The sequence below is a fragment of the Photobacterium sp. GB-36 genome, from assembly GCF_003026135.1.
Taxonomy (GTDB): Bacteria; Pseudomonadota; Gammaproteobacteria; order Enterobacterales; family Vibrionaceae; genus Photobacterium.
On record NZ_PYNY01000018.1, the window covers coordinates 1 to 22287 of the forward strand.

The window sequence follows — 22287 nt, forward strand, 5'->3', positions numbered from 1 at the left end:
CTCGCTGCTTTGTAAGTTGCTGGGTGCCAATCGGTGCCTTAGTGGAGGCTTGAGCCGTATGCAGTGAAAGTTGCACGTACGGTTCTTAGAGGGACGGCACTTGGTAACAAGTGTCGTCTACTCGACAATGGGGTGCTATCGGAGCATGAAAAGCGATGTGATAACCAAGCGATTCTGTCGTATCGTAATTACCAAGCGACTTTGCCATTACACTCACTTTAAAGAGAATATCTAGTAAATACTAAGAAAAATACCAACGACCTCCCCCTCTAAGCTGACAATTACCTGACATAACACCACAAAAATAGCGACTTTTGTCATAACCCTGTAAAAAGTAAGTTATTCTCACTGCAAATGATTGCTTTTAATTTATTAACAATCTAACATCTTCTGCAATATTTATTCATATATTGAAAAAGGGTTTTACATGAAGAAGTTATGTTTAGCAGCAATGGTAGCTACAGTACTTGTTGGCTGTAACGCAGGTGACGAAGTTGTAGAACACGGCGGTATCGACATCAATAATTTATCTCAAACCCAAAAACAAGATTACGCAGAGTTAACTGCCGATGCATTAGCAGTCATCGCGCAAGCGGCTGATAATTGTTCAAATGGAATGGCTGTTGGCGAGACAAAACAATGTGACCTTAGCGCTAGCAATACAACGACAAACATTATTGTAGCAAAAGGCCAAATTGACGTTGAACAACAGGAAAATCAAACTGTTATTGTTCATACAACAAAAGCAATGGAGTTTACCTCTCCAAATGCAGTGACAAACGGTGAAGTCATTTCACTTAATTTCAGTGAAAACCTTGATAAAGATTACAACATGACCCTTAAAACGCTACCTGGCGGAAATAACGTTACCTTTAAGGGAATGCTCATTAATACCGCTGACAGCGATGCAAAATATTGGTCTACTGAATCAACAACTGGACTAGCTCTTAAATATGATGCCAATATCAAGCTTCCATCCCTTATCAGCGGTAATGCCGTAATTACTGGTAAAGATAACCAGACATTTAATTGGTCTGCTGATAGTAATGGCGATATTACCGCTCAATAGAGTTACGCCTAGCATTCATTAACCAGCACTATAATCTAGTGCTGTTTTTTTACATTTAACCAATTGTTTATTAAACAATAAATTTCTTCCAGCTACGATAGCAGAAATAAGCAGTAACCTTTACTTTTCTAGGTTCAGTTAACATCATTTAATATCTGAGCAGTTCTGTTAGACAAGTGTCATGAAAATTATTTGAAAACAACCATTACTGTCATCTCTTTGTCAAAACCAAGTCATTAACACTGCGAATGATTGCTTTCAATTTATTAACAACCTACCCTCTCTCACAGTATTTATACATATATTGATAAAAGGTCTTGTATGAAGAAGCTATGTTTAGCGGCAATAGTAACAACAACATTATTAGGTTGTAATGTTGGTGATGAAGTTGTAAATCACGGCGGGATTGATGTTGATAACTTGAGCCATGCTGATTTACAAAACTATGCAGACGTAACTGCAGATGCCTTAACTGTTGTAGCAAAAGCAGCAAAGGACTGTGCTGAGAATCTACCGGTTGGTAATTCTAATGAATGTTATATTCCTGAAATTCAGGGAAATATTGATATTGCTGTTACAAAAGGCCGTATCAAGGTAGAAAAACAAACTGACAGAGTTGTTATTCATACCATTGAAGCGATGCAGTTTACCACCCACAACGCGATTGCAAATGGCGAAATTATTTCATTATCTCTGGATAAAAACACTGATGATGATTACATCATGGCGATGAATAATAGTAATCAAATCACATTTAAAGGTATGTTGGTTAATACTGCGGACAACGATACTACATACTGGTCTACCGAATCTACATCGCCACTGACTTACCGATACAATATCAATGAAGTTCATCCTTATATCACAAATGGTAGCGCGATTATTTCAGGTAAAGGTAACCAGTACTTTACTTGGTCTGCTGATGCAGATGGCGACATTTCTGTTATTCGATAAATGAAAGATCGCCCAGCACGTCATTATACATTGGTCTATGCTGGACGATTAATAGAATCTTATTCATTACTATAATGAATCACGCTCTATTTTAAATTAGCTGCAACACTTGTTTAATTAACGTCACCCCTTCTGGGGTAAACGATAGAATAAACGCCGCGCAGTTAAGTATGATCATTGCCCATAATATGGCTTTAAATGGCTGTTTTTGAGATTTATGGCGCAATATCTTTTGTGCCCACAACGCACCAGGCCATCCCCCCACTAAGGCTAATATATGCAAGCTTGCTTCTTTGGTTCGCCATTTATCTAACTCAGCCGCACGTTTATCATGTGCATACACCGCAAAAGTCACAACGCTTAATACTAAATATCCAATCAGTACTTGATAAGGGGTATTAAAAAGCGCCACTGATATCGCAACAAAAGCCAAAAAGATAACACTAAACCACTGTGACTTTGAAAAAGGTGCGGTGTATTTATCTAAACCTGAATGTGCTTTGGTCAATGTCACTGTTGTTGCTGACATGCGCCCTTTTTTATCTTTACTTATACGAAATGTTACGGCCTCATTGATACGAGGACGACACTGTTTATCCGGCAAGGCAGAGACATGAAAAAAAACATCTTGCTCGCCGTTATCTGGTGCAATAAATCCAAAACCTTTTTGTTGATTCCAGCTAATAATCTTTCCCTGTTGGGCCATGTTTGTTCCTAGCTTAAAAAATGTCGTCTATCGCGACGATAGACGTTGTTTTAAATGTTGATGGGCTGAATCAGAGATATCGCTACCCCATGCTTGACGCGCTAACCTATCAGCCGCCACTAATGTTGAACCTGAACCAAAAAACGGATCGGCAATAACATCACCTTCAACACTACTTTGCTCTATTAATATCTCTAATAGTGGGACGGGCTTTTCTGTCGGATAACCACGATAAACACGCTTACATTCCAATACATCTGGAATCGATAAGTTATTCAGTTTTCGCTTACCTTTTTCGAAAAACAAAATAAATTCATAACGTGCTCGATAATGGTATCCCATCCCTATCGCGACTTTATCCCACACGATGGGTTTCCAAAACTTAAACCCCACCTGCTCTGCAATCGGTTTAATGTGAAACATTGTTTCTTGATCACAGAACAAATAGAAATGACTGTTTGGTTTTAAAACGCGATAGGCTTGCGTCAATAAACTTTCAAATCGTTCATTGGGGAAAATATCAAACCATTGGTTACTCGATCCTTTACTTTGTTTTAATCGCGTTGTTGTTCCCACTGAGCGGTGTTTTTCAAGCGACTCATAAGGTGGATCGGTGATCATCAAGTCAATACTTTGATCGGGCAAAGCTGTTAACCACTCAATCGCATCTTTTTGGAAAATTTGCATCAACAAACCTAATCTAATATGTGGGAGGAGAAACACGCAAAATAATGTCCGTCATAATACGTTAAATAACAAAAAACTCATAAAAATGTGATCTAGAATTAAATGTGTGCATATTCTTAAAGGTAATATCGTCTAATTCCAATATGGAATAATTAAATCACCAAGGATAAGGAACAGTGATGAGTAAACGCGCTTTGGTTGTCGAAGGTGGGGCAATGCGTGGCATTTTTGCCACTGGTGTATTAGATGCTTTTATTGAACGTAGTTACAACCCATTTGATTTTACTATCGGCGTATCAGCAGGCTCTGTAGTACTCATGGGATATCTGTGTGAAAGTTATCAACGTAACTATAAAGTTATTACCGAATACGCACGCAGTAAGGAGTTCATTAATTACAGACGTTTTGTTAAAGGTGGTAACTTAATTGATATTGATTGGTTATGGAACACCAGTATCAGTCATCTTCCTTTAGAGCTACACAAATATGAGAATCGTAATGTCCCACTTTACGCCACAACAACGGTGGTCGATACGGGTGAGCCTAACTACGTTGAAGTAACACGTAACAACTTAAATGAAGTGATGACTGCAACATGCGCCCTACCGATCATTTACCGTCAATTTCCACAAGTTGACGGTATTGAAATGAGCGATGGCGGTATTGCCGATCCTATCCCAGTGATCGAGGCTTACAATAAGGGCGCACGTGATATCACAGTTATTCTATCTCATGCTCAAGGTTTGTTTGCTAAAAATCGACAAGTGCCATGGTTAACACGTCGCTTATTCCGAACAAATCCCGTGTTTGGGCAAGAGTTTTTAACCAAAGAGTCTCGCTATAATAAGGCATTGTATTTTATTCATAATCCGCCAAAGGATTGCAAAATCACCGCCATTGCACCTGATAAAACGTTTATGATCAAAAGATTAACTAAAGATATCAGTAAATTAGATCAAGGTTATCAACAAGGTAGAGAAGCAGGATTAAGGCTGATCAATAATGACCTTCAATTTAAGCCATGATATTTAATGACTTTTTTACTACAAATAGCATCACTATTACGTATACTGCCCGATTCAATTTACACCACGGTTAGTTTTAGATGATTATTTTTACCACCAATGTTGGCGATATTACGATTGAGCTGAACAAGAAAAAAGCGCCTGTTACGGTTAAGAACTTCTTAAAATATTGCCAAGACGGTTTTTACAACGGCACTATTTTTCACCGAGTGATCAAAGGCTTTATGATCCAAGGTGGTGGTTACACTGTGAAAATGAAAGAAAAACCAACCCGCGCGCCCATTGTTAATGAAGCAAACCGTGGTCTGAAAAATGTGATAGGTACTATCGCAATGGCAAGAACAGATGCCCCGCATTCAGCAACGGCTGAGTTTTTTATTAATGTTGCTGACAATGATTTTCTTGATCACACAGCAACAACAAATGCGGGCTGGGGATACACTGTTTTTGGCGAAGTAACGGCTGGAATGGACGTAGTAAACAAAATTTCAAAAGTAAAAACATTATCTGTTCGCGATCATGACGATGTCCCTCGTGATCCGATTGTGATTGAAAAAGTCACTATCATTGAATAGTAAAAAGCCCGTATACGTTTAACTCGCTATGATCGAGTTAGCGTAATACGGGCTTTATCGTTAACTGTAAAGGCTTAAATATCGCTACAAACCTAATGTAAGTTTTCTTGCTTCTCGCCTAGCTTGCGGCGTTAATATACCAATATTCGATATAAGAAAATGATCAACGAAAGGGAAATCGGTTTCACTGTAATTTCGCAACACTAACCCTATCGCTTGCTGCACCTCATAATCACTATCATCGGCTAATAGCAGTACTGTCTCGCACAGTAAGTCGACATTGGTATGCTGTTTGTGATGACAATGCGCCAATAATGACGCTCGTTTCAACCATTTATTATCAGACTCTCGCCATTCAATTAGTTTTGATTCAAATTCGCGATGCCCTAACACAACAGGACTGATTAACTGCTCAACTAAGCGATCAGCAATATCAACCCCATCAACAGTTTCCAGCATTTCTTGATAAGTATGAAAAGCATGTTCATTTCTAAATGCATGGTAATACTCACCAGCATCAAGTGCTAAATAACGCTCTTCACGATAAACACCGGACCATAGCCAAAGCAGTAAGCGACGATAATTTTCTGCATTATCAATTTTTGTATGTGCTCTCGCATCTTTAAAAATTTCACTTCGTTGCTCGGCATTAACCCCATAGCAAGGCTGATTTACCCTAAGTGTTTGTTGCATATTGGCAGCAACCGCTTTATCTGCAACTTTGGCTAAGTGCTGCTGTATATAAATAACCATAGGTATAACAAGTGACATTGGGCGAATCTTTCCTTTTGCACTGTGTAATGACGCTATGACACTACACATTATGGCCAATTGGCTGACTTTTTATTATATAAACGAACCAAATGGAACGCTGTTCGCTTAACTGTTTCATATTCACTCTAAACAATCAATTTATAAAACACTTTATAATCCCAAGCGATTCGAAACCGTTTTATTTTAGGTTATCAATAGCAAACTAGTTATCAGCACAATCTTCCATTTTTTGTATACAGATTAATTGAGCAGCGTGCAAAACTAAAAAGTGTAAACATCTAATAACACTTCTATCTTTTTTACAGAAATTAACTAATTCATTACAATTAATGATTTTCAACCCCGCCAATGCGTGATAAATATGTTAATTATGTAAACTCAATCAGTTTAAATAACTTTTTATTTTATGATTTATAGTCAAAGATTTTCATATTTCTCATAGTGAAAAGGATATTTAAGACTAAATATTTATAACAATTATGACTCACTACAATCATTAACAGGATGTTTTATGGACACATCAACTTCTCCAACCGCTAATCGTGGAAACTGGAGTTCACGAATTGGCTTTGTTATGGCCGCAGCAGGATCTGCTGTTGGTTTAGGAAACATTTGGAAGTTTCCTTATACTGCTGGCGACAATGGTGGCGGCGCGTTTGTTGCTATTTACTTGTTTTTCGTTATTTTCATTGGCTTTAGCGTCATGCTAACTGAATTTGCAGTGGGACGTAAAACAGGTTTGTCTGCCGTTGGCGCATTTAAAACCACCGATCGTCGTTGGACGTTTGTTGGCATCATGGGAGTATTAAGTGGCCTACTTATCATGGGGTTTTACCCTGTTGTTGGTGGTTGGGCCATTGCTTATATCTATAAAATTTCAACCGGATTATTAAGTACGCCAACGGCTATTAACGATAGTTTTGGTAGCTTTATTTCTGATCCTATACAACCGCTTTTCTGGATGGGACTTTACCTTTTATTTAATATTTTTGTCGTTATCCGAGGCGTTTCAGGTGGTATAGAAAAAGCAGGTAAAGTGTTAATGCCACTGCTTTTCATTATCTTAATCATTGTGTCTATCAAAGGCCTTACCTTACCTGGCTCAATGGCGGGCTTAGAGTTTTTATTCAAGCCTGATTTTTCAAAAATTGATAGTTCTGTTGTGCTTGCTGCACTGGGACAGGCGTTCTTCTCACTAAGTTTAGGTATGGGCTGTATGCTGACATACGGCAGTTACTTACGCAGAAAAGAGAATATCGTACAAACCACCGCTATGGTTACGGCGATGGATACGGGGGTAGCATTACTCGCCGGTATCGCTATGTTCCCTGCAATGTTTGCGTTCAGCATGGAACCTTCTGCAGGGCCAGGTTTGGTATTTGTCGTTGTTCCGCAATTGTTTGCTGAAATGGGTGGCATCGGCTTCTTACTTGCAATTTTATTCTTCGTTGCTTTAAGTGTGGCGGCATTAACCTCGTCAGTGTCATTACTGGAAGTGGTCGTTGCCTACTTAATTGACGAGAAAGGTTTTAGCCGTGTGACTGCGGTGATCAGCGCAAGTATTGTGATGGCGCTACTTTGTATTCTTGCTTCGCTATCTATTGGTGGCTTTGGTCCTAAGCTATTCGACACTGGTGCATTTGATGTCTTTGACTTACTTACTGACAAAATCTTCCTTGCTGTTGGTGGTATGTTGGTGTGTCTATTTGCGGGCTGGCGTTTAGATCGAAGTGAGCTAAAAAAAGAAATTACCAATAACGGAAAAGTGTCATTCCCACTGTTCAACCTTTGGTATGTATTGATTAAATATATCATTCCAGTGGCTATCGCTATTGTTGCAATTTCAGGTGTGAAAGCTGGATTTGATAGTGATAAAGGCGACATCATGTTATTAGGTTTAGCGATTATTGCGCTGTGTGGGGTTTTCTCTAAAAAGCTGTAAATCTATTCGCTACAATCATGACAATATAACAATGAAAGGTTTGTCACTAACAATGACAAACCTTTTTTTTCTTATCGGTATACATTTATTACAAATGAAATCTGGCCATACTTGTATATTTTTATAAATTTGTATTCTCGTATTGAGACCCTTCATAATAATTCGTACACTGAGAGCGTTTAAATAATTAACTGCCATGCATACGGTTTTACTGTAATAAGCTCAATCATAAATCATATTTTTCCTCATTTTCTTATGAATGCGCGACTACACAGCTAATAACAAAATGCCAATACTAACTAGGTGAACTATGTTCAAACGCTTCGAAGGTTTCACGAACGCTTTTCCAAAGCAAGAGCCCACACAACCCCCCCAAGGTATTTTTGCATTTTGTCGCTATTACACTCGTGGATTTGAAAAGCCGTTAGCTTGCATGGCGTTACTTAGTGCTATTGTTGCAATTATTGAGGTTGTGCTATTTGGTTTTATGGGTAAGTTAGTCGATTGGCTAGCAGCAAGTGATCCTAAAACATTCTTAGCTGAAAACGGGACAACCTTAATTTGGTTATCCGTGGTCGTGCTTATCGTAATGCCACTATTAGTCTTGATCTCATCATTGCTATCACACCAAACGTTACTGGGTAACTACCCAATGTCCATTCGTTGGCAAGCTCACCGTTATCTGCTCAAACAAAGCCTGTCGTTTTACCAAGATGACTTTGCAGGACGTATTGCAACTAAAGTCATGCAAACTTCTCTTGCCGTAAGAGAAACTGTAATGAAAACGGCTGATGTTTTCGTTTACGTCTCTGTTTACTTTACTTCGATGTTAGTGATCCTTGCTCAAGCGGATTGGCTATTGATGTTACCTATGTTGGCTTGGTTAATCGCTTATATTGGTATTCAAATTCACTTTATTCCTAAGCTAAAGAAGGTCGCAGCAGAGCAAGCTGATGCCCGCTCGACCATGACAGGACGAATTGTTGACAGTTATACCAATATTGCAACAGTCAAACTGTTCTCCCACAGTAAATATGAAACCGATTATGCCGAAAAAGGGATGAAGGGCTTCCTTGCAACGGTTCATCATCAAATGCGCTTGGTTACCGGATTTGATATTTGCGTTCAATTAGCTAACTACTTATTACTTTTTTCTATTTCTGTCCTTTCTATTTATCTGTGGATGCACAGTGCAATTCAAGTGGGTTCGATTGCAATTGCGATTAGTTTAGCGCTGCGTATTAATGGCATGTCGATGTGGATCATGTGGGAAGTGGGTGCGCTATTTGAAAATATGGGTACCGTTGTCGACGGTATGAAAACGCTGTCTAAGCCAGTTGAAATTGAAGATGAGCCTAACGCTAAGCCATTAGCTGTGCAAAATGGTGGCATTGAATTTGATAACGTAAGCTTTAACTATGGCGAAAATAAAGATGTTATCAACCATCTCTCGTTGAATATTAAACCTGGTGAAAAAGTTGGCTTAGTCGGTCGATCTGGCGCAGGCAAATCAACCTTAGTTAACTTGCTATTACGTTTTCATAATTTAGAAGGCGGCAATATTCGCATAGATGGGCAAGACATTGCGAAAGTTACGCAAGATTCATTACGCAGTAAAATTGGCATGGTAACGCAAGATACGTCTTTGCTTCATCGCTCTATTAAAGACAACATTCTTTATGGTGATCCTGAAGCCAGTGAAGAGCAGTTGCTTTCCGCAACTAAACAAGCACATGCCCATGAGTTCATCGAAACATTGACAGACCCGTTTGGTAATATTGGTTACGATGCTCAGGTGGGTGAACGTGGTGTTAAACTCTCAGGAGGACAACGTCAGCGTATTGCTATCTCCCGCGTATTACTGAAAAATGCGCCAATCTTAATCTTAGATGAAGCAACCTCAGCGTTGGATTCTGAAGTGGAAGCGGCGATTCAGGAAAGTTTGGTTGAATTAATGGAAGGCAAAACAGTTATCGCGATTGCCCACCGTTTATCGACTATTGCAGCGATGGATCGTCTTATCGTATTAGATAAAGGCCAGGTTATTGAGCAAGGTACACACCAAGAGCTCATCAATCAGAAAGGTATTTATGCTCAGTTATGGGCACATCAAACTGGTGGCTTCATTGGCGAAGAAAATCATCACCTTGCCACTGAAAGTTAACTATTAACTTAGCCTATGTGTGATTGATGTTAAAAGAGGTCGCTTAGCGACCTCTTTTTTATAATAAGATTATCCGTATTCAATAGCACTGCCCCTTTCATACAACTCTTCCCTTGATTCACGTTGAAACGCCTAACAACAACATTCCTCATGAAGATAACTCACCAAAAAACAAAAGCTTAATTGAGTTACACGTTGTTACATAAGAATATTTGTTGATTATTTAATTAGCTATTATCATCCCGCTCCCTTTACAAATTTTAAATCCATTTTCCTTTTCTGAGCTTATATGGTTAATAGTCAATCAATTCTAATTGTCGATGACAGTGTAATTATTCAGCAAACGACTAAATTAATTCTGTTGAAAGCGAAATTTGAAGCACAACGAATTTATTTTGCATCAAATGCACAAGATGCAATAAAGCTTTGCCAACGCAATGTATTCGATATCATTTTTATTGATTTTAATTTAGGTCTTGGCAGCACAGGCCTTCAGTTACTTGAGCGCCTCCACCACAATCAATTGATCACTCATCATCCTTTGATTTTTATTGTTACTGCAGATGATTCAGAATCAATTTTGATGGGATTTTCTGAATACCAACCTACAGACTATTTAATTAAGCCTTTTCGTTTAGAAACACTGACAACGCGAATAAATCTCCATTTTAATAAGCATAAGTTTGAAGATGCTGTATTTAACACTTACCAATCAAAGGGTTGGTTAGGTGTACAAGAGTTTATTGAAAACTATTCTTATTGTGATAAATATTGGTCGAGTGTAACAGCCTTGGCTAAACGATTATTGCTAAATAAAGTGACGACAAGTTATAACGATATTGACGTCATGTTAAATAGTTTACTTCAACAAAATGACTATGTGCCTGCTAAATTATTATTAGCGCAATTATGGTTAGAGCAAAATAAATTTGACCAGCTTACTCCGTTGCTTACATCAATTAATTCTTCTAGCCCACAACAACACCTAACACTATTAGATCTTAAAGCTCGCTCTGCATTAAAACAGAACCGTATAAGCATAGGCTATGAATTTTGGTTAGCGGCGCATAAAGTAAGCCGTAATAATCTCTACCGCTTGTTTGGTTTAATATGGATTGAGTTTTGTCTTCAACACGACACTGAGATCGAACGTCATATCAGAGAAGCCTGTTTTTCACTGCGTTTTTCCATTTGGGATAAACCTCAAAACTACGCATTTTTAGTGTGGGTACAGCTACAACAATACAACAAAAAGCACCAGTCGATAGAGAAACTATGGTGCTCTATTAATCAGCAGCAGAAGATCACTAAGCACGATCGCGCCTATATCTATTTATTACAGGCATATCAGGCCGCTGAAAATGATTCTAATTTGATTGCGTATCGTGAATTTATGAATGCATTAAATTATGTAGAGCACCATGAATATAATGAATTACCAAGCGAATTTCTTATTATTGCGCTAAGTACAGCCATTAAGCTTTCAATGCATACTCATATAATTAAATTTGTAAAGCAGTTGACCAACATTTTCAATTTACAACCTAATGAACCACATAATGTCATTAAGCAGATGTGGCTAAAAGCGCAGACGGCTAAAATTAATGAGAGCAAGTGTGCTGAGTATAGTTATACCTTACAGTTGGTAAAACAAAAACAATTTGTGACGGCTGGACAGTTACTTTTTACATTATGGCCGATGTACCGTTTTGATATCACTTTGGCACGCTGCATAGTGGAACTATTTGCTCGTGGACACCTAGATTTATATGTTAGTGAAAAAAATACTGTCAACGAAGCAAGGTGGGTATTTGAGTCACAAGATATTAAACCTGAATGGTATAAAACATTAAAAACGAAACATACCGTACTCAACCAGCGCCTTTACTAAACGTTAATGAGAATTAAGTCATGCGTCACTTTACTTTACTAATAATTTTATTTATTAGCTCATTAACCTGGGCTGATGACAATGTTCAAAAAACAACATTAAAAGTTGGATACCTTTCATTAGATTGGTCACCGTTATCCTCACTCAATAAAAAGCAAGAAGTCGTAGGGCTATTACCTGACTATATGTCAATTATCAGCCATAACGCTGGGTACACTATTGAAAATATTGTTTATGATACGCCGACTGAAATTCTAACAGCATTAGCACGCGATGAGCTTGATGTTGCCATAGGGGTAAGCAACAGTGCAGAAAGAGAAAAGTTTTTTGCATTTAGTGAGCCTCTATTGGCTTTTCCTTACGCAATGCTTAGCTATTCGTCTTCTAATATTCTCTTAAATTTTGATGACAAGATAATCGCCATTGAAGAGAACAGTGTTCTTAGTGGTTTATTACCTCAAGTTAACGAAAGTATTACCACGATTTCAATGACTGATTCAAAAACCGCTCTCAATTCTGTTAAAAGAGGCGTGGCTGACGCTTACATCGGCAATTCAATTCTTTTAAATAAGCTACTGAAAAGCAATGATCCATCGATCCCATTTGAAGTAACAATACTTGAACAATTACCTTTAGAGCAGTTGCATCTTGCAAGTTCAATAAAAAATAGTGCCATTATCAAACAACTCAATAGCACTATCGTTGCCCTATCTAAAACAGAAATAAATTGGCTTCACAATAAATGGCTGACAAGTAATCAAATTGCTCTACTCAAGGATCCGAGTAAGATTAAACTTACTGGCGATGAAAGTCATTTTCTTGAGTCTTTAGCTACGCTAAAAATTGGTTACCAATTTGATGATAATCGTCTAAAAGATGAAGATATTCTATATCTGCAAGTTGAAGATATCGCTCAAAAAATGAGTTCAGGGCTCGGTATTAATTATGAGTTTATCCATATTAATGACTACTCCCAAGCTAAAGCGTTGCTTGCACAAGGGGATATACATATTCTTAGCGCCGTTGCCACGTCATCATTACGGAAAAAAGAACTGCTTTTTAGCATGCCTTATGGGCAAGAAGGCTGGGTTATTGTCAATAAAATTTCAAAACGAAATAGCTACGGAATTACACCTAAAAATAGTATTGGTGTTATTAAATCAAGTTTTGTTAAAAACCTTGCTTTAAACTTATACCCAGATAATAAAACTATTAGTTTTGATTCAAGAAATGACATGCTTGCTGCATTGATTAATGATCAAATCGATTATGCTGTTATTTCACTTAGCCAAGCGCATGTGTTGTTACAAAATGAATACCTTGGCCAATTAAAAATTGTCCCTAGCAAGTTGGATAACCACCAACGTTCAATTAATTTTGCAGTAGATAATAACAATCTTCAGCTAAGAAATATCATTAATAAAGTGATAATGACATTGCCACCAGAAGATCTAACGAATAGTTTTAGAAAGTGGCATTCTATAACCATAAAATCTGACGTTAATTACAGCCAAATCATTGGCTGGGCGATCATAGTTACAACAGTAATTTTTAGTATTATTACTGTAATTATCTATTGGAATCGTCGTTTAAGTCGAGAGATCACACAACGGAAAAATGCCGAACAAAAGCTAACTTATCTAACGAATAATTTTGATGGTGTTTTGATTCAACACTTACAATACAGTGCAAACCCATTTGATATTGAATTTTTATTCATTAGCGAAAAAATCAATCTATTCATTGATTGTGATGCATCTAAACTATACGAAGATCCGGCTTTATTAATTGATATTTTGAAACAGCGTGAAGACTTCGAATCTCTTTATTTAACAATGCAACAGGCAGTTTCTATTGGCTATTGGAGTACTAATTTACAAATTCATTCCAACACGCTTAAACCGCGCTGGATAGAACTACGTTGCCAAATATCGGAAGTTGAAAACGGTTGGCAGTGGAATACTATTATTCTAGATATTTCGCAAACCAAAGAACAACAAGTAGCACTAATGGAAGCTAACGAGAAATCACTGGCTGCGACTGAATCTAAATCACGCTTCTTGGCCATGATGAGCCACGAGATCCGCACGCCAATCAGCGGAATTCTAAGTTTATTAGAGCTAATGGAACCACATGCGAAAACTAATGAATTACGCCAAATTCATCATAATTTGTCACAATCAGGGCGTAACTTGCTCAACATTGTCAATGATGTATTAGATTTTTCGAAAATTGAAGCTGGTAAGCTCAGTATTAACCCAAGTGAAAATAATATTTCGGATCTTATTCATGAATTAGTACAGCCCCACTCTATTCATGCACAGCAAAAAGAAATTACATTCACCTTGTGGCTCGATCCTTCCATCGCACACTGTTTGCTGTTTGATGAAGTACGTTTAACGCAAATTCTTAATAATCTTATTAACAATGCGATTAAGTTTACCGTGCAAGGAAACATTCATCTGGCTGTTGATATGATCCAAGAATCAGCATCAGAACAAAAGCTGACATTCTCTATCACTGATACGGGGATTGGTATTAAACCTAAAGATTTAGAGCGTTTATTTCAACCATTTGTTCAAGTTGAGCAAAACAGTAACCGTCGCTTTAGTGGTACAGGGCTAGGTTTATCCATTTGCCACCAATTAGCCCAACTAATGGGGGGTGAAATTGTAGCGAAAAGTGACATTAATGTTGGCACTACATTTAGTGTTACGATCCCCTTCACTGTTGTTGAAAAGAAATCTGTCAAGCCGTTACATAAACATTGTGGCTTTTTGGGCGATATTGACGAGCAGTTTTTAGAGTTATATTTACAATCATGGCATTGCTCATACACAAAAATTGCAATTGCAAATAAAGCTAAATTACCAGCATTCATTCTAACGAATAAAATCAATACGATTATCGTGAAAGACACATGGCTTACTGATCACAATATTGATGCAGCATGGTTTAAGGCTAATTTACCGTCAATAAACGTTATTACAATTAGCTCTCCGAGCCATTTTTTCACTCAAAGCACCTCGGAAGGTTATATCATTTCTTGTAATCCATTATTGCCGAATCTGTTCTATCAAGCGCTAGCAAAACAGACCTGTAAAAATACCCTATTCCCTGATATAACCACCACAGAAAAGCGTGTATACACCTATGAGCAGGCTGTTGCAAAAGGGCGTTACATTCTGGTTGCAGAAGATCACCCTATTAACCAGCAGATCCTTAAACAACAACTAGAGCAACTTAACTATGCCGTTGATATTGTAGATAACGGTCAAAAAGCACTAGATGCATTAAGCAAGAATTCATATGATCTATTACTAACAGATTGCCATATGCCAGAGCTTGATGGTTTTGAGCTGGTTAAAGCCATTCGTAAACAAGAACAGATAAAAGCTGCTAAGCCTCTTCCTGTATTGGCGTTAACAGCAGATGCGCTATCTAACGAACAATTTTTTAAAGAGATTGGATTTGATGCGTATTTAATTAAGCCAATAACATTAGATGAATTAAATACCGTATTAAACCAATGGCTACCGAGTAGAAATTGTGACAATGTCACGTCAACATATGAGCACCTCGTGCCTAATACGTTAACGGATAGTGAAAGCACAACGGATTTAGTTAATATTAACGAGCTTATTGATATCTTCGGTGATAGTGAAACAGCCTATACATTGCTCGATCAGTATCTTGCATCATGTATTAAAGACCAGCATGAATTGAATATGGCTATTAACGAAAATAATATTGAATTAGTAGGCTTAATTATTCATCGAATTAAAGGTGCAGCTCGCGTCATGACGTTCCACCAGCTTGATGCACTTTGCATCGATGTGGAAAAGGATATTCAACAGCATAGAATAGAGACTTTACAGCACCATTATGAATCATTAATAGCTTTAGTTGGTCAACTCACTCAACAAATCGATAATTTAAAAGGTAACTAAAATGCGCATACTATTGATAGAAGATCATGATTTTCAGCGCCAAGTGCTAACAACGCAGTTAGCTCGTATTATCGATCCTGTTAATGATGAAATTCATTGCGCGGTTAACGGTGCCGAAGCATTAAAAATTATGCAGCAATATCAACCACAGTTATTGTTGTGTGATTTAAATATGCCGGAAATGGATGGCATCAGTTTTCTTGGTCATATTGCAAAACAGCAGTTTAAGGGCGCTATTATAATCACCAGCGCCTTGAAACAAGATATCTTAGCCAGTGTTGAGAAAATGTGTCTTAACTATAAACTTAATTTATTAGGCACATTGGCTAAACCTACCTGTTTAAAGCAAATTAGTGCTTTAATTGAAACAGCAAAGCAAACTAATGCATTACCTGAACGCCTACCGTCTTGTGATATAAAATTGGATGAAGCCTTTATCGATCTCGCCTTTAAACAATACTGGTTTGTGCCTTACTTTCAGCCTATCGTATCGCTTGAAACAGGTGAATGGGTTGCTTGTGAAGCGTTAATACGTTTAGTGCATCCTGAATATGGTACGGTTCCGGCTTACCAGTTTATTGATCAAATCATGGCGCACAATAAAGAAAAGCAATTAGCAATTTACATTATTCATTACGTAATTTGTTATCGTTCATATTTCCATAATCGAAAAATTGCGATAAATATTTCATCTAAAACATTGGCTGATCCACATTTCATCAACTGCGTACTGAAATTAAAAGAACAATATTACGATTTAAATCAATGGTTATATTTTGAACTAACAGAGTCCGATATATTTGAATCAGTCGGTGAAGCCATTGAGTCTGCATCACGCTTGAGTATGCACGAGTTTGTTTTATCCATTGATGATTTTGGTACTGGCTATTCGTCACTTAAGCAGTTAGAAACATTAACGTTTAATTCCCTTAAACTTGATCTTGGCTTTATTCAGGCATTACCAACAAGCATTACGGCACAAGCCATTGTGGAATCATGCTTACTACTCACTAAACGCTTAGATTTAATCACTATTGCTGAAGGCGTTGAAAACCTTGCTTTATGGAAGCAATTACAGGAAATGCACTGTCAACAAGCACAGGGATATTTTATATCTCCCCCTTTGCCATATGACAGTATTGAGCAATGGTATCAGCAGTGGCAACAAAAAAGCGCCTCACTTGCTATTACTCCCGCTGAATAAAAAAAGAGTTAGTGTTTTTGAACACTAACTCTTCTTATGCCCTCTTAAAAATTACAATGCTGCAATTTCAGCTTTTCGCGTTTTAGAGGTCACACAAAAATTCCCACGGCGAGTTCGACATTTTGAGCATCTTTCACACTCAACATCGATCCGATTCCCCTCTTTCCAACGTTTGATCAGTTGTGGCTCCGTCAGTAGCGGACGTGAAAACGCAAACAATTCAATATTTGTATTATCAGCAAGCGCTTCAATTGCACAGTAATTACTTAAGCCACCAACAGTCATAACAGGCACTTTAACGTCTTCACTTATCACACGGCCATATTCGCTAAAGTAACCTTCCGCTTGAATCTCATAACCATCATGCACTTCACCAACCATAGTATCGGCTTTGCCATGAATATTGCCTGAGATGATAATGGCATCAACCCCAATCGCTTCCAGTTTTTTACAAATAACACGCGTTTCTTCAAAAGTTAATCCACCTTCAAAAAATTCTGTCGCGGTTAATTTCACTAGGATCGGGAAATCTTTACCGACTAACTTTCTGATCGCATCGTAAATTTCAATTAAGAAACGCATACGATTTTCAAGGCTACCGCCGTACTGATCTTCACGTTGGTTGTAGTAAGGGCTTAAAAACTGATTTATTAAATAAGTATGCGCCGCATGAATTTCTACACCATCAAAACCCGATTGTTGAGCACGTAAGCTTGCTTGGGCAAATGCATTAACGATGTAATCAATTTCTTTTTGTGTCATTGCTTTACCCAATGTTTGGGTACTTTTTTCACACACGGCACTAGGTGCAAAAATAACACGTTCGCCAAGATTATAGGTTGTTTTCGTGCCACCATAGGCTAACTGCATGACAATTTTTGAATCATATTGATGTACAAGCTCTGTAAGCTTTTTATATTCTTCAATAAAAGAATCGTTATACATCCCCATCATGCCTGCATTCGGCTTTTCTTCTTCTACAATATTGGCATAACCCGTGACAATTAAACCAACCTCACCTTTGGCAAGCTCTTCATAGATAGCATAAAGCTTATCTGTCATATGACCTTCTTCTGTCGCCATATTTTCCCACGTTGCACTGCGTACAAAGCGATTTTTTAACGTCATCGAACCAATGTGAGTTGTAGAAAACAAATTACTCAAGGTGAAGCCTCTTACATCTTTTTATGATTTATCATCAGATTGAAGAACAAAAAGAACAGCGACACGATCAAGGTATCGGTTCTTTTTTCTAATATCTGTCAACTTTGAACAGATGGAGGGGATAGTACTGATAAAGGAAGGTGAAAACTTTAATCTGGATTAAGTTAAAGGCAGTTCTGTAGCACGTAAAAGTAATAATTTGGCTTAAAAACGGAATATATCCACATACCCTCTGTATATAGAGCGCAGTCTTGCGAGTAATTTAGCTCATCATAATACTTTTACTTAACCGTTAGTTGCAAAGATCTGGGTTAAATGATGTCCTTTCAATACTCGCAACCCATTGCTGTAACTGCTGGTCTGTAAATAACGGTGCCTTAAATGTATGGATATAATGCATCATTGCACTTACTGATTTGACTACATTATCAGGCATCTCGGTTTTAAAAGTACAATCACCAACAAAAACCACTGCGGAATGAAATGCCGTTTCATCAACACCCAATAAATATTGAAGTGTCTTAGTATGTTGAGCATTTTGATGTAACGGGTTTTTAAATACTGATGAGCGATTAAACGATGCTTGTTGCCATACTGACTGATAGGTCCCACCAAAAATCCACCCTTTAATATTTATCGTTTCCACGACAAAAATACCGTATTGAGAAACAACAAGATGATCAATTTGCGTTGTACCACTTTCAGTAGGCAAGGTTACATTAGTTAATACTTTGTAATGTTTTGCTGGCAAAAGTTTTAATCGGTAATGAACAATTAATTCACCTGCACGACCTTTAAACCACGGTGAATTTACTAAAAACAGAATAAAAACAACCGGAATAATCCAACATAAAGGCTGTAGAGCATTAAATATTATTGATGTCATATCCATGAATTAGGTTATCCATTCCAGTAAGAACGATTGCGCCTCTGTCTAACATTATTTAAGTGAAAAAATTAACGTTTTTAGAGATAAAATACTAAGTCAAAAATATGGCAGTATATTTACTGTTTTTAAAGGTCAAAAATGTAACGTTTTAATACACATGAAATTATATTGAAAAATACACATGGCGTTACATATAAAGCTATTATACAAATCATGAAATACAACTATTTGAGTATCGTTTAAATTTTACTTCTATTTCTACAAATGGAATTTAATTATACCGCTGTTTCATAGTAAAATATTTGCATTATGAATGCGTAAAAGGCATGTTATTAGGCTTTAATTAAAATCTAATTTCGTGGAGTTATATTAGTGTTTAAGCGTTCTACCTCACTTGTTGCACTTACTTTTTCTGTTTTTAGTATTTCTAATGCTTTTGCTGATACCACTCAACATAATACCTACCAAGCTGTCCCGTCCAAAAATGAGTTGATCACTCAAACTGATTTTGGCAATCAAACCTATGTTTTTCACTTTAGTAGCGGCTCACATCAACTCGCCCGTATCGACTTTATCGACCATATGCCTACTAACCAAAGTGTATGTAAAAGTTGGAAATATGTTTCAGCGCTAAGTAATTACAATGTGGCTAAACAAACCTTATTACGTGTATCTACTAGCTTCGATCCAAGCAATAACACCTGTACGGCCTATGCTTACGCCAGTAATAATGGCGCACAAATGTCGCAAGTTCTTGACCTATTTCAAACTAAAAACTACGTTGACATCGCAGGTTTCAACTTATCGGCTGACGGTTTTACCGCAGCAGTAAACGCACTGTAATCAAAGCGTTAATATCAACAAGAGATCCAAGTACTATTTAGTGATACTCAAATATTCATTTTCTTGGATCCTTACTCTCCGATACGTTTCACGATCACTTCTCCCCTTGCAACTAATCTAAAACTGACACACCAGTAAATGTTAATAAATCTTATTACCATTCATTAATGGATCCTTATCTCTCAATAAAACACATTTATAACGATAATTATTATCATTACTATTTCGAAAATTTTTTAAGGATAGCCATTTTGAAAACGCCCATTAAAACGTTGCTTTCTCTAACTGTTGGCTTAACAGTTTCCAATATCGCTTTAGCAAGCACCTATCCCATCACAGTAACGGATGTTGCGGGTAGACAAGTTACCTTTGATCATCAACCTCAAAACATTGCACTTTCAACCAGTCGAATTTTTCCATTGCTAGAAATTATTTATCAAAAAGAAGCAGCAAAGCACCTTGTTGCGGCAAGAGATGATATGCGAGTTTCAGCGCCAAGCATGTATGCTAGCTATATTAAGCAATACCCCTCACTAAAAAATGTTCCGACTATTGGTCTTATTAAGTCTGGAGAATTTGATGTTGAACGGTTTATTAATCTAAAACCTAAACCTGATCTTTTTATTGTTGATCTATCAAATATTAAGTTGGCTGAAGATAAAGGCTTATTGAAAAAACTCAATGATGCTGGCATTAAAGTATTAACGGTCGATTTCCGTGAAAATCCACTCAAAAACACAGTGAAATCAGTACAGGTTTTCGCTGATGCTGTTAACCGCTCAAAGCAAGGCGATGCATTCGCCAAATACTATACAAGTCACTTGAATGTGATAAAAGAGACACTGGCACAGCACCCAAACACACCGACTCCGCGCGTGTTTATTGAACGCGCTGCAGGTTACAGTGACTCCTGCTGCCGTACTTTTGCTAATGGTAATATGGGCGCTTACATCCCAATGCTTAAAGCTGAAAATATTGCGATAGCGCCACTTGATGGTTCTGAAACTGGACAGATGTCACCAGAGACAGTCATTACCTCACAGCCTGATGTTTATATTATGCAAACAACCGGTTGGATCACCAATGACGGTCAGCCAACAAGTGGGATTCCTCTTGGTTACTCTCCTAACCATGCTGCAATTAAACAAGCGACCACCGATTTGATGAATCGACCATGGCTACAAGCACTAACAGCGTATCAACAAAAGAATGTTTATTCGATTTATATGCCATTTTACAACTCGCCGTATAACTTAGTGGCGATTGAGTATTTTGCAAAATGGTTACACCCTTCACTTTTTTCAACGTTACAGCCAGAAAAGACATTTGAAGAGATGAACCTTAAGTTTGGTCATCGTCATCTGAGTGGTCAGTTTGGTCAAGATAACTTCAAGGCAATGAATCAGTGAATAGCATTACAGTTGAATTGAGAGCTCACCATATTCGTTCTCGTAATAAAAGAATCGCACTGATCAGCCTTGCCATATTAAGTGTGTTATTTGTCATTATTGATGTGCTTATTGGCTCACAAGGTCTCTCTTATTCACAAGTGATCCAAGCGATTTTCTCACCAAACCAAAGTGCTATCGCTAGTCGAGTCATTGTGTGGGATATACGCATGCCAATGTCACTCATGGCTCCTTTTATTGGGGGAGCATTAGCCTTGGCGGGTGCACAAATGCAAACAACATTGCATAACCCGCTAGCGGATCCTTATACCTTTGGCGTTTCAGCAGCGGCAGGGTTCGGAGCGTCTTTAGTTATCACCAATGTTGTTGCTCTGCCCTTTATCCCTGCACAGTATCAAATAGCTGTTATGGCGTTCATCATGTGTTTATTAACGACGTTATTAATTGCGGGTATTTCGTCAATAAAGCGTATTTCAATTGAAGGTGTAATGTTATTTGGTGTTGCCGTTATGTTTGCATACGATAGTTTGCTGATCATGATGCAATACATTGCCAGCGAAACCCAATTGCAAACATTAGTCTTCTGGCAAATGGGATCGCTAGATCGTGGTAGCTGGGAAAAAATTGTTTTCTTACTGATTTTGTTACCCATTGTATTAATCATTATGATGAAAGATGCTTGGCGATTATCTTCATTAAAAATGGGACAAGAACGTGCAGAATCGATGGGAATTAACGTTAAGCGTCTACGTATGAAGACCTTAGTGTTAGTTTCAATTATTACTTCTATCTCGGTTTCATTTGTTGGCGCAGTCGGATTTGTAGGTTTAGTGGCTCCGCATATTGCACGGATGGTTTTAGGTGAAGATCAACGCTTCTTCTTGCCCGCATCATTCTTAGTTGGAGCGGTATTATTAGAGTTAGCCTCTATTGCGAGTAAAGCAATTATGCCTGGGATCATTTTGCCTCTTACTGTTGTAATGTCGATTGTTGGGATCCCTTTCTTTATCTTTCTTGTGATTAAAAAAGGGGGACGCTAGC

At 37.7% G+C, this 22287-nt stretch carries 18 protein-coding genes; 13 read left to right on the top strand and 5 right to left on the bottom strand.

The features are described from left to right. Window positions 1–63: 63 nt before the first annotated feature. From C9J46_RS21670 to C9J46_RS15005, 3 genes are all read left to right on the top strand, one after another. Complete coding sequence (locus C9J46_RS21670) at window positions 64–222, top strand: hypothetical protein (protein WP_199190640.1); 159 nt, start codon at window positions 64–66, stop codon at window positions 220–222. Between the two features lie 205 nt (window positions 223–427). Continuing rightward, complete coding sequence (locus C9J46_RS15000) at window positions 428–1069, top strand: hypothetical protein (protein ID WP_107207610.1); 642 nt, start codon at window positions 428–430, stop codon at window positions 1067–1069. Window positions 1070–1390: 321 nt separating this feature from the next. Beyond that, a complete protein-coding gene (locus tag C9J46_RS15005; protein WP_107207609.1) occupies window positions 1391–2023 on the top strand; it encodes a hypothetical protein in 633 nt (210 codons plus the stop codon). 91 nt (window positions 2024–2114) lie between these two features. On the opposite strand, the gene C9J46_RS15010 is transcribed toward C9J46_RS15005, so the two are convergent. Continuing rightward, complete coding sequence (locus C9J46_RS15010; RefSeq protein WP_107291131.1) at window positions 2115–2729, bottom strand: cold shock and DUF1294 domain-containing protein; 615 nt, start codon at window positions 2727–2729, stop codon at window positions 2115–2117. 27 nt (window positions 2730–2756) lie between these two features. Beyond that, window positions 2757–3416: a site-specific DNA-methyltransferase gene (locus tag C9J46_RS15015; RefSeq protein ID WP_107207607.1), complete on the bottom strand. Its 660-nt coding sequence runs from the start codon at window positions 3414–3416 to the stop codon at window positions 2757–2759. A 179-nt stretch (window positions 3417–3595) separates the two neighbouring features. On the opposite strand from C9J46_RS15015, the gene C9J46_RS15020 reads away from it, so the two are divergent. Continuing rightward, a complete protein-coding gene (locus C9J46_RS15020) occupies window positions 3596–4441 on the top strand; it encodes a patatin family protein (RefSeq protein WP_107207606.1) in 846 nt (281 codons plus the stop codon). Window positions 4442–4521: 80 nt separating this feature from the next. Beyond that, entirely contained in the window at window positions 4522–5016 is a 495-nt protein-coding gene (locus C9J46_RS15025; RefSeq protein WP_107291132.1) for a peptidylprolyl isomerase, read from the top strand. Between the two features lie 84 nt (window positions 5017–5100). Here C9J46_RS15025 and C9J46_RS15030 read toward each other — a convergent pair whose 3' ends face one another. Beyond that, window positions 5101–5787: a DNA alkylation repair protein gene (locus C9J46_RS15030; protein ID WP_107207604.1), complete on the bottom strand. Its 687-nt coding sequence runs from the start codon at window positions 5785–5787 to the stop codon at window positions 5101–5103. Window positions 5788–6301: 514 nt separating this feature from the next. On the opposite strand from C9J46_RS15030, the gene C9J46_RS15035 reads away from it, so the two are divergent. From C9J46_RS15035 to C9J46_RS15055, 5 genes are all read left to right on the top strand, one after another. After that, window positions 6302–7732 (top strand): sodium-dependent transporter, encoded by a 1431-nt coding sequence (locus C9J46_RS15035; RefSeq protein WP_107207603.1) that lies wholly within the window; start codon window positions 6302–6304, stop codon window positions 7730–7732. Between the two features lie 310 nt (window positions 7733–8042). Continuing rightward, on the top strand, window positions 8043–9896 hold the full coding sequence (locus C9J46_RS15040; protein WP_107246094.1) for an ABC transporter ATP-binding protein: 1854 nt from the start codon (window positions 8043–8045) through the stop codon (window positions 9894–9896). A gap of 289 nt (window positions 9897–10185) precedes the next feature. Beyond that, entirely contained in the window at window positions 10186–11787 is a 1602-nt protein-coding gene (locus tag C9J46_RS15045; RefSeq protein ID WP_107207601.1) for a response regulator, read from the top strand. A gap of 20 nt (window positions 11788–11807) precedes the next feature. Further along, the gene (locus tag C9J46_RS15050) at window positions 11808–15737 is read left to right on the top strand and encodes a transporter substrate-binding domain-containing protein (protein ID WP_107207600.1); all 3930 of its coding nucleotides are present in this window, start codon (window positions 11808–11810) and stop codon (window positions 15735–15737) included. A gap of 1 nt (window position 15738) precedes the next feature. Beyond that, entirely contained in the window at window positions 15739–16941 is a 1203-nt protein-coding gene (locus C9J46_RS15055) for an EAL domain-containing protein (RefSeq protein WP_107207599.1), read from the top strand. 51 nt (window positions 16942–16992) lie between these two features. Here C9J46_RS15055 and C9J46_RS15060 read toward each other — a convergent pair whose 3' ends face one another. Beyond that, on the bottom strand, window positions 16993–18105 hold the full coding sequence (locus C9J46_RS15060) for an NADH:flavin oxidoreductase (protein ID WP_107261091.1): 1113 nt from the start codon (window positions 18103–18105) through the stop codon (window positions 16993–16995). 292 nt (window positions 18106–18397) lie between these two features. Beyond that, the gene (locus C9J46_RS15065) at window positions 18398–18997 is read right to left on the bottom strand and encodes a nuclease-related domain-containing protein (protein ID WP_107207597.1); all 600 of its coding nucleotides are present in this window, start codon (window positions 18995–18997) and stop codon (window positions 18398–18400) included. A gap of 369 nt (window positions 18998–19366) precedes the next feature. Here C9J46_RS15065 and C9J46_RS15070 point away from each other — a divergent pair, with 369 nt between their 5' ends. From C9J46_RS15070 to C9J46_RS15080, 3 genes are all read left to right on the top strand, one after another. Continuing rightward, window positions 19367–19837 carry a hypothetical protein gene (locus C9J46_RS15070; protein ID WP_107207596.1) on the top strand — a complete coding sequence of 157 codons (471 nt, stop codon included), beginning with the start codon at window positions 19367–19369 and terminating at the stop codon, window positions 19835–19837. Window positions 19838–20088: 251 nt separating this feature from the next. Further along, window positions 20089–21246 carry an ABC transporter substrate-binding protein gene (locus C9J46_RS15075; protein WP_107261093.1) on the top strand — a complete coding sequence of 386 codons (1158 nt, stop codon included), beginning with the start codon at window positions 20089–20091 and terminating at the stop codon, window positions 21244–21246. Beyond that, window positions 21243–22286 (top strand): iron ABC transporter permease, encoded by a 1044-nt coding sequence (locus C9J46_RS15080; RefSeq protein ID WP_107261095.1) that lies wholly within the window; start codon window positions 21243–21245, stop codon window positions 22284–22286. Before C9J46_RS15075 ends, C9J46_RS15080 begins: the two co-directional genes overlap by 4 nt. The last annotated feature ends 1 nt before the right edge of the window (window position 22287 follow it).